The following is a 14,978-nucleotide window of genomic DNA, read 5'->3' on the forward strand; positions in this document are numbered from 1 at the left end:
CCTCCCCGTCGCCACGCGCCAGGGCCATGCCCGGCAGGCTGTATTCCCCGGCGCGCGCAGCCGCGCGCCACCCAACTCGATCGTCGCCTGAACCCACTTCTTAACGCCCGAAGCCAGGAGGCTTCGCGCTGACTCACGACTGATCGACTGGAATCACTATGTCCGGCTGTACCCCTGTTTTTGCCCTTTCCCTGCGCGGGACCGTCGCCCTGCTGTGCGGCTCGCTGCTGGCACCGCTGGCCGTGGCCGCCGAAACCGGCCACGAAGGCCACACCCACGACGCTGCCGAGCTGAGCCCGACGGTGATCACCGCCATCGCCCCCAGCTCGCCACTGACCGTGGTCACCAACCCCAAGGACCCACGCCAGCCGGTGCCGGCCAGCGACGGCGCCGACTACCTCAAGACCATCCCCGGGTTCTCGGCCATCCGCTCTGGCGGCACCAACGGTGACCCGGTGCTGCGCGGCATGTTCGGCTCGCGCCTGAACATCCTCACCAACGGCGGCATGATGCTCGGCGCCTGCCCCAACCGCATGGACGCCCCCACCTCGTACATTTCGCCGGAAACCTATGACCGCCTGACCGTGATCAAAGGCCCGCAAAGCGTGATCTGGGGCCCGGGCGGCTCGGCCGGGACCATCCTGTTCGACCGTGAACCGGAAAAATTCGGCGAGCTCGGCAGCCGCGTCAACGCCAGCCTCTTGGCCGGCTCCAACGGCCGCTTCGACAAGGTGCTCGACGCCGCCGCCGGCAACCGCCTGGGCTACGTGCGCTTCGTCGGCAACCAGTCGCGTTCGGACGACTATGACGACGGCAACGGCGACACCGTGCCGTCGCGCTGGGACAAGTGGAACGGTGACGTCGCCCTGGGCTGGACCCCGGACGCCGACACCCTGCTCGAACTCACCGCCGGCAAGGGCGACGGCGAGGCCCGCTATGCCGGGCGCGGCATGGACGGTTCACAGTTCAAGCGCGAAAGCCTGGGCCTGCGCTTCGAAAAATCCAACCTCGGCGAGGTGCTCGACAAGGTCGAGGCCCAGGTCTACTACAACTACGCCGACCACGTGATGGACAACTACAGCCTGCGCACGCCGTCGGGCACCGGCATGATGGGCATGCCCATGGTCAGCAACGTCGACCGCCGCACCCTGGGCGCACGCATCAAGGCCACCTGGCGCTGGGCCGACGTGCAACTGATCAGCGGCCTCGACGCGCAAACCAACGAACACCGCAAGCGTGGCGGCATGGGCATCAACGCCCACACCGGCCAGCCCTGGACCAAGGACGCCGACTTCCACAACTATGGCGCCTTCGGCGAACTGACCTGGTACGCCACCGGCGAAGACCGGTTGATCACCGGTGCCCGCCTGGACCGCGCCTCGGCCCGCGACTTCCGCAAGGGCAGCCCGACCCAGGGCGACACCCGCGCCGACACCCTGCCCAGCGGCTTCGTGCGCTACGAGCGCGACCTGGCAGCGATCCCCGCCACCACCTACATCGGCCTCGGCCATGCCCAGCGCTTCCCCGACTACTGGGAGCTGTTCTCGCCCAGCCGCGCCCCGGCCGGCGCGCCCAACGCCTTCGACGGCATCAAGCCGGAGAAGACCACCCAGCTCGACTTCGGCATCCAGTACCGCACCGAGCGCCTGGAGGCCTGGGCCTCGGGCTATGTCGGGCAGGTGCGCGACTACATCCTGTTCGACTACCGCCCGAACATGATGGGCATGCTCAGCTCCCAGGCGCAGAACATCGACGCCCGCATCATGGGCGGCGAACTGGGTGCGGCCTACAAGCTCACCGAAAACTGGAAGGCCGACGCCACCCTGGCCTACGCCTGGGGCAAGAACAGCAGCGACGGCAAGGCACTGCCACAGATGCCACCACTGGAAAGCCGCCTGGGCCTGACCTACAGCCGCGACGCCTGGAGCGTCGGCACGCTGTGGCGGCTGGTGGCCGAACAGAACCGCATCGCCCAGAACCAGGGCAACGTGGTCGGCAAGGACTACGAGAAGAGCGCTGGCTTCGGCGTGTTCTCGCTCAATGGCGCCTACAAGGTGAACCACAACCTCAAGCTCAGCGCGGGCGTCGACAACCTGTTCGACAAGGCCTACGCAGAACACCTGAACCTGGCCGGGAACGCCGGGTTCGGCTACCCGGCGGCAGACCCGCAGCCGGTGAACGAGCCAGGCAGGACCTTCTGGACCAAGGTCGACTTCAGCTTCTGATAACAACAAACGGGCGCGGGGCCTGACCGCGCCCAACTCAGGTCTACGGGAGGCTCCCATGAGCAAACCAAACGTATCGTTCTACAACCTGGCCTGGCGCTGGCATTTCTATGCCGGGCTGTTCGTCGCGCCGTTCATGATCCTGCTGGCGATCACCGGGATCATCTACCTGTTCAAGCCTCAGCTCGACCCGCTGATGTACCGCGACCTGATGGTGGTCAAGGCCGGCCACCACCGGCAGGACGCCGACACCCTGCTGGCCAACGTGCGCCAGGCTTATCCACAGGGGCACGTGGGCCAGTACCTGCCGCCGCTGGACGCCGAGCGCAGCGCGCAGTTCGTGGTGCATGACGGCGGGCGCGAGCTCAATGTGTTCGTCGACCCGTACAGCGGCAAGGTGCTGGGCGAGCAGGACGGCAAGCAGAACCTGCAAGCCATCGCCCGCGCCCTGCATGGCGAGCTGATGGTCGGCACGGTTGGCGACCGGCTGGTGGAATTGGCCGCAGGCTGGGGCATCGTGCTGGTCGTCTCCGGTCTGTATCTGTGGTGGCCACGCGGGCGCAACAGCGCTGGCGTTTTGTGGCCGCGCTTGAGCGCCCGTGGCCGGGTGCTGTGGCGCGACCTGCACGCGGTCACCGGGTTCTGGGGCTCGGCCCTGTTGCTGCTGATGCTGATCAGCGGCATGACCTGGACCGGCCTGTGGGGCAAGCAGTACGCCGACCTGTGGAACCGCTTCCCGGCGGCCATGTGGAACGACGTGCCGAAATCGGACAAACAGGCCGGTGAGCTGAACGACGCCCACCGCCAGACCGTGCCCTGGGCGCTGGAGAACACGCCGATGCCGGTGTCCGGCGCGCATGCCGAGCACGCCGGCCATCACATGGCCGACCAGGCGCCTGCCGCGCCACAGGTCAGCCTGCAGCAGGTCGAGAACGTCGCCACCCTGCGCCAGGTCGCGCCGGGCTACAGCATCACCTTGCCGTCCAGCGCCGACGGTGTGTTCACCATCGCGGTGTTCGCCGACGACCCGCGCAACGACGCCACCCTGCATGTGGACCAGTACACCGGCAAGGTGCTGGCCGACGTGCGCTGGCAGGACTACAGCCCGGTGGCCCGCGCCACCGAGCTTGGCGTGATGCTGCATGAAGGCAAGATGTTCGGGCCGCTGAACCAGATCGTCATCCTGCTGGTGTGCCTGATGATCCTGCTGGGCTCGGTGAGCGGGCTGGTGATGTGGTGGAAGCGCAAGCCCGCGAGCGGCCTGGGCGTGCCGCCGCTGCGCCATGACCTGCCGCGCTGGAAGACCGCCGTGGCGGTGATGCTGGTGTTGGGCGTGGCGTTCCCACTGGTGGGGGTGTCGATGGTGGTGATGTGGGTGGTGGATAGCCTGGTGGTGCGCCAGCGCAGGGTCGTGGCTCAGGCCTGATTCCGCGCCGGCCTCTTCGCGGGCAAGCCCGCTCCCACAGGATTCGCGTCGCCTGTGGGAGCGGGCTTGCCCGCGAAGAGGCCGGCACATACAACCATTGATGCCCGTCATGTCGAGCACCACGCTGCACCGCCAAGATCGTGTCGATCTGCCACGCCCGCGATCGGAACGCGACGTGATAGCCTGTTCGGCTTTCGCTCACAAAAAGACTGACCCTCAATGGAATGCAGCCTATGACCCGGACCTCCCAGACACCCGCTGAAGACCAGCACCTGCAACGCAACCTGACCAACCGCCACATCCAGCTCATCGCCATTGGCGGCGCCATCGGCACCGGCCTGTTCATGGGCTCGGGCAAGACCATCAGCCTGGCCGGCCCGTCGATCATCTTCGTCTACATGATCATCGGCTTCATGCTGTTCTTCGTCATGCGCGCCATGGGCGAGCTGCTGCTGTCGAACCTCAACTACAAGTCGTTCATCGACTTCTCCGCCGACCTGCTCGGCCCCTGGGCCGGCTACTTCACCGGCTGGACCTACTGGTTCTGCTGGGTGGTCACCGGCATCGCCGACGTGGTGGCGATCGCCGCCTATACCCAGTTCTGGTTCCCCGACATGCCCCAGTGGATCCCCGCACTGAGCTGCGTGGCGCTGCTGCTGTCGCTGAACCTGGTGACCGTGAAACTGTTCGGCGAGATGGAATTCTGGTTCGCCCTGATCAAGATCGTCGCCATCCTCGGCCTGGTGGTCACCGGCCTGTACATGGTCATCACCGGCTTCCAGTCGCCGGGCGGCGACACCGCGAGCCTGGCCAACCTGTGGAACGACGGCGGCATGTTCCCTCATGGCTTGATGGGCTTTTTCGCCGGCTTCCAGATTGCCGTGTTCGCCTTCGTCGGTATCGAACTGGTGGGCACCACTGCCGCTGAAGCCAAGAACCCCGAGCGCACCCTGCCCCGGGCGATCAACTCGATCCCGATCCGCATCATCGTGTTCTACGTGCTGGCGCTGGTGGCGATCATGGCCGTGACCCCATGGCGCGACGTGGTGCCGGGCAAGAGCCCGTTCGTCGAGCTGTTCATGCTGGCCGGCCTGCCGGCGGCGGCGAGCATCATCAACTTCGTGGTGCTCACCTCGGCGGCCTCGTCGGCCAACAGCGGGGTGTTCTCCACCAGCCGCATGCTGTTCGGCCTGGCCCAGGAAGGCGATGCGCCCAAGGCCTTCGAGAAACTGTCGCGCCGCGCGGTACCGGCCAACGGCCTGTACTTCTCCTGCGCCTGCCTGCTGCTGGGCGCGGTGCTGATCTACCTGGTGCCCGACGTGGTCGAGGCGTTCACCCTGGTGACCACGGTGTCGGCGGTGCTGTTCATGTTCGTCTGGACGCTGATTTTGCTGTCGTACCTGAGCTACCGCAAACACCGCGCGGCGCTGCATGAAGCGTCGAGCTACAAGATGCCCGGCGGGCGCTTCATGTGCTACGTGTGCCTGGTGTTCTTCGCCGGCATCCTGGTGCTGCTGAGCCTGCGTGACGACACCCGCCAGGCGCTGGTGGTGACGCCGATCTGGTTTGTGCTGTTGGCGGTGACTTATCAGTTTGTGCGTAGCAAGCGCCAGCCGCGGGCGGTGGTGCGTGACGCTCGGAGCAACTGATTCTGAGCCTTGCCCTTGAGGGTGGGGCTTTTGATCGCGTGCTGGCGGGCAGGTGCCTGACGATAGCTTTGCAGCGCCCTCAAGATCGAGCGCCGCCCGCGCGGCGCATCGCTGGCAAGCCAGCTCCCACATCTGTTTCGGGCCAATTATGTCTGTGAGGGTACCGCTGCCCGCCTTGGTGCATGCCTCAAGTCTTGTGAGGGGCCGGCAGCGCCCGCCTCGATACCGCGTCATGCCAACAAGGCGGACAGTGGAGATGGACCAGGAGTAACTGGCCCGAAACAGATGTGGGAGCTGGCTTGCCAGCGATGCGCCGCGCGGGCGGCGCTCGATTTCATAGGCGCTGCAACTCTCCCGTCGAGCAGCTCGAAAAGCTGCCCCTGTGCTCAGCCTTGCTCCAACCCTTCAAGCACAGCCTCAGCCAACGCCAACCCCTTCTCCAATGAATTCTCGGTAGCCGTCAGCAAACTGCGCAACGGCTCATCCGCCTTTTCCAACGCCGCGGCATTGGTCTCATACGCCGCCTTCAACGCCGCCACCGCGCACACCAGCGCATCCTCGCTATCGACACCGGCATGCACCGAAAGCATCGGGGCATGGGCGTGATTGCAGGTGCCGAACTGTGAACAGCCGGTAACGGGGCGGGGTTTGCAAAGGGCGGGACTGACTTGCGATTCCAAGTTCATGGGTGCACCTCTCGGCTTCGGGCATTGATGAGAGGTGCGCCAGCGACAGGCGCGAACGGGGGATCTGGAACGATCTTCTTGAGCATGGTGCATCTCCTTGCAGCTCTTCTGAAGTGATTCTCCGAGCCCATACGCCAGGATGGGTGGACGGAGCCGTGCGGGTTGGCGTGCCGGACAGAAGAGAACCGGTGAGCCCGAAGGCTCCCACACACGGCTCCGCCCATAACGGGTGCAGCCATGCAGAACACAGCGTTGGTCACGCGAATGCTCTTTCTCTTCTGTATCCGGGACGCCAATCCCGAACCGCAGAAACTACTGCGGTGCGGCACGGTACTCAAGTATCAATGATGTGTCAAAATGTTCGACCGCGCTGCACCCCTTGCCGCACCTGGCCTGCAGCTCCCAAGCAGGTGCCGGCCTGGCATTTTTGTCAGTTGTAGCGCCCCCCGCCCCGCCGTCAAATGCTTCCAGACCGCCACGTCATGCCAATGACGCCTACTCGTCTGGGAGCACATTCGTATGAGCGAACAATCCGCCAACGCCCACACCTACGCCAAACTGTTCCCGGAGCAGCTGGCCAACCCCTGTGACCCCGACGCGCCCGAGTCGAACACCGGGCCGATCGCCTACCTGCATGCCTTGTACCAACAGGCGCTCGAACTGGAGCAGACCAGCACCTCCAGCGCCCGCCAGCTACTGGCACAACGCCGCCCGGACATAGGCGAACTGCTGCTCGACCCCGCGCAGCTGGAGCATCCGGTCAGCGCATTGTCCTTGGCCATCCGCAGCCTCGCGCATAATGCCCAGGCACGCGCAGGCGCCACGGCATATCTGCCCGAGGTACTGGCGAACGCCGGGCAGCATGTCGACCTGCCGTATCACCATGCCCACGAACAGATCAAGGCGCTGCTCAGGTACAGGAAGATCCCGCACTTCGAACTGCTGCAACAGGCGACCTACAGCTACGCCAGTTTCTGTTACCAGAGCCTGCGAACCGATGAGCTGCGTCAAGTAATGCGCAACGCCAGCGGCTTCAGCCCGGCGCTGCAGGCACTGCTGCTGGAGGAAAAAGCACTGCGCCAAACCGGCGACCACTGGCGCAGATGGTATGGCATGGACGACCTCGATGCCAAAAGCGCAAGTGCCGCGCTCGTGGATGTCGAAACCTTCTGCCAGCGGACCGGCCTGAGCTTTGAACAGGTGCTGGAGATGCTTGCAGTGGCGGGCGTCGACGACGATGCGAAGGCCGCTAACACCCTCGTGCATGAGTCCCGCGCCTACCGCCCTGCAAAACAACCGAACGTCAGCAATTTCCACAACGGTGCGGCGTACATCAATGCGCGGAGAAAGACACGCCTGACGATCAAGGATGCAATGACCGGGGCTGGTATCAAGGCGCAGTTCGACTGGATCGATTACGACTGTTTGTCGCGCATGTACCAGATGATCCACCTGCAACGGGAACTTGGGTTGCCCTTCAGCCAGGTGGACCACTTGCTGATGTCGATCCTGAGTGCCATGGGACAAGTCAGGCAGTTCAAGGACTGGTACCTGACGCCCGCCGTCCTGCGCGCCCTGGGTGTGTTTCGCTACCTGAACGACGCCTATGGGATCAGCGCCGAACAGTTCAGCGCCTTGGTGTGCGAAGTCTGCCCGTATGGCATTGGCGATCAGGTCGCCATGCTGGACCGGGTACTGGATGGCCCTGGTGCCGGCCGGCCCGACACCCTCGACACGTTGATACTCGATGGCCGAGCGTTCGACCCGGCCGATGGCGCCGACGGCCAGTTCAAGGTACTACCGACGTTTGCAAAGGCCGTGGGCGCGGACGAGCAGACAACCTTGGCGTATCTGGCACATGCCAAGCAGGCGCTGGGGGCAAATGCTCTCACAGTGTCGCTGCCGCTGCTGTCCTCGTTGTATCGCCAGAGCCGTCTGCATCGGCTGTTCAAACGCTCCCCACAGGAAGCCAGCGCCTTGGCCGCATTGCTGGCCACCACGGGCTGCGACGTGATGGCCCGGCTGGCCGGAATACCCGTGATCGACGATAACGCAGCGACGGATGTACTGGATACCTTGGTCGCCTTGAGCAACCTCGACCAATGGCTGCGCCAGCAGCGCATCGCACCGAGCGTGTTGCTGGAAGCGCTGGCACCCATCCCGACTACGGCAGTAGACCTGGACCGCAAGCTGCTGGGCACCCTCAAAGAACGTTATGGCGCCATCGAGGAAGTGCTGTTGCACTGGAGCACGCCTACCCGGCAACAGGAACTGGTTGCTCAACTGCTGGTAAGTGTCTTTGCCGCTCACCCAAAGAACCCTGGGCTCACCATACAGCATGCCCTGCCGCTATTGCGTTGGTCCGACACCTCGGCAAAGAAGGTTCTGGAGGCCGCCCGCACACTCACCCATGTGAGCAGCACGCCCGAAGAAAAGCGCACCGCGAGCCAACTGTGGTTCAAGTTGGAACGCCGTTGTGCGTTGAGCACACTGTTGCGCCTGAGCCCTGGCGCAATCCAGGCACTCTGTGACCATCCGGAATGGTTCGACCTGGAGCAGCCCACCCTCGAAGGCGTGAACCTGGACCTGTGCTATCAGCTCAGCCGCTTCGGCGAGTGGGTTGAGTGGTGCAGAGCAAAAGGCGCCGATGAACCCGATGCCATCGACTTTCTGACAAGGCATCGCCCCAGCACAGGGCAGACGAAAGTGGCAGAAGCGGCAAAAGCACTAGCGGCTTTGATTGGCTGGGACGAAAACGAAGTCTTGGATGCCTGCCCCTGCGTCCCGGCCGAACAATTGGTCGAGGATAACAGGCCGACATTTGATGACTTTCTTGGCACATTAACTGAAGATGAATTTGCAAAGTACAGTACGTATGATATCGGCACCTTTCTTAAGTACGTCATTATTCATCCAGCTGGCGTCATCACTTACTCTGACAAATTACTTTCTCTCCTTCGCGACAAATTAATCGATTTCACACGCCAACACCCCGGACCTTTATTGCTCACCCAAGATCAATACGAGAAAGCCTTTCTCCCCGCACAATGGGAAGAACGACGTAAGGCATACCCTAATTATGGCTATTTCCCACTTACCCTTGAAGCGCTGGCTGAGCGCCCTCATACGGTCAAGCGCGAGGTCGGCATCTCTTGCGTACCGTCCACGATTAGCGACATCGACTTCATCCTGCGCCTGAAAACACTCTGCACCCGAACCGGCCTGACATGCTCATCATTACTGGGCCTAACCGAACTGGACGAAACAGCCCCCTACCTTGAATACGAAAGTATCAGCCAACTGCTGCAGGCCGGCGCCGATGACGGCTTGCGCGAATGTGTCGACACGACGACCCGCGAACACTGGCGCGATGCCCTGGCCGGCTACCTCCTTGCATACTGGCCCACCTCCCCTTCCGCCACCGAGGCCACGTTCAGTTCCGTGGACGACCTGTCGAGCTATTGCCTGTGCGATATCCGCGTCAGCAGCGCGGTCAGCACCACCCTGCTCAACCAGGCCATCGGCAGCCTGCAGCATTACCTTTCACGATTGTATGCACACCTGGAGCCCGGATATGGCCAAACCTCGCCGTCAGGTGACAGCCAGATGCAGTGGCAAGGCAAGCTTGGGCTATACGGCACCTGGAAGCGCGACAGGGAACAGCGCAACCACCCCGCCAACCTCATCTACTACGCCAACCGGACCAACAAGAGCATGGCGTTTCAAGAGCTCGAAGTTGAACTCAACCAGGGCAGGATGGACACCACATTGCTGCAAACGGCCATTTTCAACTACCTGGCCAAGTTCGAGCGGGTCAGCAACCTACAAGTGATCTGTGGCTACCTGGATGGCCTTGACCCCGAGCGCGACACCTATCATCTGGTCGCCAAAACCAACACCACGCCCTACGAATACTACTGGCGCACCCTCGACATGAGTATGCGTGACGATCAGGAACGGCTGAGCCCCCTGGCGTGGAGCGAATGGCAGAAAATCGGGCTGGCGGCAACGGACGAAATCGCACAAAACGCAGACAACGCCGACGCCGTACGCCCGGTGGTCATTGCCGGGCGCCGCTACATCTTCTGGGTGGAGCGCAGCAGCACGGACTTGCCGGACGGCAAGAGTGCCAACAAGACCTTGGACAAAAAACGCAAAATCTCCGTGAACTATGCGTTTCAGCAAAGCGATGGCGCATGGAGCACGGGCAATGAACTAATGCGTCTTGACGGTTTCGACGAGAAAGGCAATTGGGCCCCTGATAACTATGCGAAAGGCATGGATTTCAAGCCCGGTCTGATTGTGGCAGTCAACGTTGAAAGTGATCGTGAACACGACCCTTGGTTGGTTGCATTCCTATACGACACCGGCAAGTCAGCAGAATCGGATCTAAAAAGGGACAAAGACTTCTACGTTGAGGCTCGCGACCTACTTTTGGTAGAAAAAAAACCAATCAGCGAAGCTTACTCGAATGCAATTATTACGAGCCTGCTAGGGGACCGCAAAAGTAAACTCATTCTTCAGCGCCCCTATAGCGGCAGCCCCTTACAATTGGACTGCGAGGAATACCCTGCCACAGAAATCAAAAACGCAAACAACACTTTTGAAATAAAGCTTGCCTCCCAGACCGACACTAAAATAATAGCGACATACAAATACAGAAACACAGACCAAGGGGACTTCGCACCCATAGAACCCGCAGTGATAAGCATACGCAAAAGTGAAAACAACGAAACAACCGACAATGACATTACTTACACCCTACTAGACGAAGACAACAAAAAAAACATAATCTTTTCATTCGACCTCACCCCAGACACTCGCTACAAAATTACTCTTCTCATTAACGCTCTTAATCAAGATAGCAAGTTCCACGCATGCACGTATATCGTATCTGTTAAAACATCCAAATTCGATGTGCCTTGGAGTGCGTCCCTAGCCAACAACATTGCTCAGGCCCAATACCTGGATCTGACAAAAGCAACGAGCCCCTTAGCCACTCTGAAGACCGATAAAATCCGCCTTAATACCCTGTTCGGCAAAAACCTGGTCGCCCGCGCCAGCCAAGGTGTAGATCGGGTGCTGGCCTGGGATACCCAGATACTTCAAGAACCTGACTTGGACAATGCAGAGAACACGGTCGAGATGGACTTCCATGGCGCCAACGCCCTCTACTTTCGCGAACTGTTCCTGCACGTGCCGGCGATGATTGCCATGCGCCTGACCGAGCAACAACAATTCGAAGAGGCGGAAGACTGGTACCTGCGTTACTTGTTCAACCCCTACCGAACCGAACCCGACGAAGCGGGGCGCCCTGCACCATGGTGCACCCGCCCCCTCTCGCAGGTGGGCACCTTGAGCTCGATATTGCGCAAGGATGTAGACCCCATCAGCCGCGTCTTCGTGCTTGCCCGGCATTACCAGCAAGCCATCTACCTCGCCTTCCTGGAAAACTGGCTCGCCCAGGGCGACCACTACTACCGCCAGCTCACCCTCAGTGCGCTCAACCAAGCCTGGTTGTGCTACCAGCAAGCGCTCAAGCTGCTCGGCCCGTTACCCGAGGGACACAACGCATCACGCTGGGCTGCCACCACCTTGGGCGCACTCGGCTCGGGCGCGTTCCGCAGGCCCATCAACCGCCGGGTACTCGACCTGAACAAGACACTCCAGAGTCGGCTATACAACCTGCGCCATGGGCTCACCCTGGATGGCAAGCTCCTACCGCCCCTGGACTGGAGCAACGAAAACCGGGAGGCGTTCGGCAATTCACTGGGCGGTGTGAGCAACCTGCCCATCCCTTACCGCGATGGCCAACTGGCGATTCCTCACTACCGTTTCCGCCAGTTGCTGCCCATCGCCAAGGCCGCTGCCCAGCAACTGTCCGACTTCGGGCGGCACTACATGAAGCTGATGGAGGATGAGTTCAACACCAGCTTTTCAGTGCAGCAAAAGGCGCAGGAAATCACGATGGTCGACTTCGCCATCCGTATCCAGAAAGAAGCCATCAGCGGCGTCCAGGCCAAGAAGAAAGTGCTGCTGCTCAGCCGAAACAAGGCCGCCGCACAAAACGAATACCTCAGCCACCTCATCGATGTCGGTCGCTCGCCTGAAGAGGAAGCCGCCACAGGATTCACCTGGCTGGCAAACAGTGCCTTGCTGATGAGCATACCGTTCGAGCTCGCATCGGGCGCAACGAAGGCCGCCGTTCCCACCATTTACGGCATGGCCGTGGGCGGTAACGATGTGTCGGCCCCTATGGCCAGAACCGCCCAGGCGCTCCATGCCTCGGCTGACGTTTCGACCATGATCGCCGGTGAGCTTCTGACCCAGGCCGCCTACAACCGCCGCGCCGCCGAATGGGCATTCGACAAGCGCCAGGTCGAATGGGACCTCAGGATCCTCGACCAACAGATCGACGAAACCAATATCGAACTCAATGCCAGCACCATTGCCCTGGCCCAAGTCGAACAGGACCGAGTCAACCTGAAAGAAGACTATCTGGCCATGACCACCGGCTTCACCATCATCCCCATCTACAACTGGCTGGTGGCCCGTCAGGAGCATCTATACGGTGCGGCCTACGATGCCGTCCGTTCGTTGTGCCTGGCGGTGGAAGCCGCGTGGCGCTACGAGATTGGCGACTATCGGCGCCCCAGTTTCATCGACACCACTGCATGGCGCGAGAACTACAAAGGCATGCTGGTGGGCGAGTCCCTGCTGGTGAACCTACAGCAGATGGAGAATGAATACCTGCTGAACAACGAACGCCGGCTAACCATCAGGAAATCGTTCAGCCTGAAGGATAGGCTGGGCGAACCGGCTTGGGACGCAGTGTTCAGGAAGCCGACCTCTCCCGCTGCACCACTGAGCTACCGTTTTGCGTTGTCCGCAAGCGATTTCGACAGGAGCTACCCGGGCCACTACCTGCGCCAGATCAAGCACGTGTCGGTGACCCTCGTGCTCAAGGGCGATGCAAGCCTGGACGAACTCTGCGCCACCCTGAGCCAGACAGGCAGTACGACCTTGCTCGAAGCCGATCAGGACGCCGCCAGCTCGCTATATCCCGCCTTGGCCGACTTATCGCCAGACGACCAGAAAAAACTCGATGAAGCAGGCAAGGACCCCAGGCGCGTACTGCGCAACCCGAGCGTGAACCAGCAGATCGCCCTGTCATCGACGCTCGCCGAAGATGGCTTGGGGTATGACCCCGGCACCTGGGTCTACGAGCTGATGTTCCACGACGGCCGTTACCTGCCATTCGAAGGCACGGGCGCCATTTCGCAATGGACGCTGGAGATTCTAGGTAGCGAGCAACTGCTTGCGGACCCTTCAGTGATCGCCGATATCCGGTTGAACCTGGTCTATACGGCCAAGGCGGGCGATGACGATTTCAGGGCGCATGCCAGCAAACTGTGCAAGCAAATGCCCTGCAAGCAGTAGCAGCGCCGCAACCCACAGGTACAGCACAGCCCTGGTAATCCGTGCTGCACCTGTGGAAGCGGTTCAAAGCAACGCCGAACCATCGCGACCCCAATGTTGTGCATGCAAAACGCCCAGGCACCAACTTGGCCCGTCGCAACGCGCAATAACCTCGCATAACCCTTCTACTGCGCCCCTCCCAGCCCCTCGGCATATCCCTTGCAATCTCCGACCTGCCAGCACCACAACCTCACATCGGAGTGACCAAATGAAGCGACGCAGTCTGATCAAGGCCTTCACCCTCAGTGCATCGATCGCGGCAATGGGCCTGAGCTGGAGCATCCAGGCCGCCGAGACCATCAAGGTCGGCATCCTGCATTCGCTGTCGGGCACCATGGCGATTTCCGAGACCTCGCTCAAGGACATGGCGCTGATGACCATCGACGAGATCAACGCCAAGGGCGGGGTCAACGGCAAGCAGCTCGAAGCCGTGGTGGTGGACCCGGCGTCCAACTGGCCGCTGTTCGCCGAGAAGAGCCGCCAGCTGCTCACCCAGGACAAGGTGGCGGTGGTGTTCGGCTGCTGGACCTCGGTGTCGCGCAAGTCGGTGCTGCCGGTGTTCGAGGAGCTCAACGGCCTGCTGTTCTACCCGGTGCAGTACGAGGGTGAAGAGATGTCGCCGAACGTGTTCTACACCGGCGCTGCCCCCAACCAGCAGGCGATCCCGGCGGTGGAATACCTGATGAGCGAAGACGGCGGCGGCGCCAAGCGCTTCTTCCTGCTGGGCACCGACTACGTGTACCCGCGCACCACCAACAAGATCCTGCGCGCCTACCTGCACAGCAAGGGCGTGGCCGACAAGGATATCGAAGAGGTGTACACGCCGTTTGGCCACGCCGATTACCAGACCATCGTCGCCAACATCAAGAAGTTCTCCGCCGGCGGCAAGACGGCGGTCATTTCCACGGTCAACGGCGACTCCAACGTGCCGTTCTACAAGGAGCTGGCCAACCAGGGCCTGAAAGCTACCGAGGTGCCGGTGGTGGCGTTCTCGGTGGGTGAAGAAGAGTTGCGCGGCATCGACACCAAGCCATTGGTGGGCCACCTGGCGGCGTGGAACTACTTCGAGTCGGTGGATAACCCGGTCAACCAGAAGTTCGTCGCCGACTGGAAGGCCTACGCCAAGGCCAAGAACCTGCCGGGCGCCGACAAGGCGGTGACCAACGACCCGATGGAGGCCACCTACGTGGGCATCCACATGTGGGCGCAGGCCGCCGAAAAGGCCAAGTCCACGGATGTGGACAAGGTGCGCGAGGCGCTGGCCGGGCAGAGCTTCAAGGCGCCGTCCGGGTTCACCCTGACCATGGACAAGACCAACCACCACCTGCACAAGCCGGTGATGATCGGCGAGATCCAGGATGACGGGCAGTTCAGCGTGGTGTGGCAGACCGAACAACCGTTGCGGGCACAGCCTTGGAGCCCGTTCATTCCGGGCAATGACAAGCGGCCTGACTATGCGGTGAAAGGGAACTGAGTGCATTGGGGCCGCTTTGCGGCCCTTTCGCCGGCAAGC

The 14,978-nt window shown here is 61.9% G+C and carries 6 protein-coding genes and 1 pseudogene; 6 read left to right on the forward strand and 1 reads right to left on the reverse strand.

Annotated features, from left to right (window positions below; translation table 11 throughout):
• The 4 genes and pseudogenes from L6D77_RS06780 to cycA all read left to right on the forward strand — a co-directional run.
• Positions 1–91: pseudogene (locus tag L6D77_RS06780) on the forward strand (DUF2946 domain-containing protein); the annotation flags it as partial.
• A 67-nt stretch (positions 92–158) separates the two neighbouring features.
• Positions 159–2,225: a TonB-dependent copper receptor gene (locus L6D77_RS06785; RefSeq protein WP_232884679.1), complete on the forward strand. Its 2,067-nt coding sequence runs from the start codon at positions 159–161 to the stop codon at positions 2,223–2,225.
• Between the two features lie 58 nt (positions 2,226–2,283).
• Complete coding sequence (locus L6D77_RS06790) at positions 2,284–3,651, forward strand: PepSY-associated TM helix domain-containing protein (RefSeq protein WP_232884680.1); 1,368 nt, start codon at positions 2,284–2,286, stop codon at positions 3,649–3,651.
• Between the two features lie 233 nt (positions 3,652–3,884).
• Entirely contained in the window at positions 3,885–5,300 is a 1,416-nt protein-coding gene (gene cycA, locus L6D77_RS06795; RefSeq protein ID WP_232884681.1) for a D-serine/D-alanine/glycine transporter, read from the forward strand.
• A 386-nt stretch (positions 5,301–5,686) separates the two neighbouring features.
• On the opposite strand, the gene L6D77_RS06800 is transcribed toward cycA, so the two are convergent.
• The gene (locus tag L6D77_RS06800) at positions 5,687–5,986 is read right to left on the reverse strand and encodes a hypothetical protein (protein WP_232882479.1); all 300 of its coding nucleotides are present in this window, start codon (positions 5,984–5,986) and stop codon (positions 5,687–5,689) included.
• 519 nt (positions 5,987–6,505) lie between these two features.
• On the opposite strand from L6D77_RS06800, the gene L6D77_RS06805 reads away from it, so the two are divergent.
• A complete protein-coding gene (locus L6D77_RS06805; protein WP_232882480.1) occupies positions 6,506–13,426 on the forward strand; it encodes a Tc toxin subunit A-related protein in 6,921 nt (2,306 codons plus the stop codon).
• A 247-nt stretch (positions 13,427–13,673) separates the two neighbouring features.
• Positions 13,674–14,939, forward strand: coding sequence for an urea ABC transporter substrate-binding protein (gene urtA, locus L6D77_RS06810; RefSeq protein ID WP_153785548.1), 1,266 nt, complete (start codon positions 13,674–13,676; stop codon positions 14,937–14,939).
• The last annotated feature ends 39 nt before the right edge of the window (positions 14,940–14,978 follow it).

Origin of the sequence: Pseudomonas parasichuanensis, from assembly GCF_021601385.1 — a bacterium.
In the GTDB taxonomy this organism is placed as follows: Bacteria; Pseudomonadota; Gammaproteobacteria; order Pseudomonadales; family Pseudomonadaceae; genus Aquipseudomonas; species Aquipseudomonas parasichuanensis.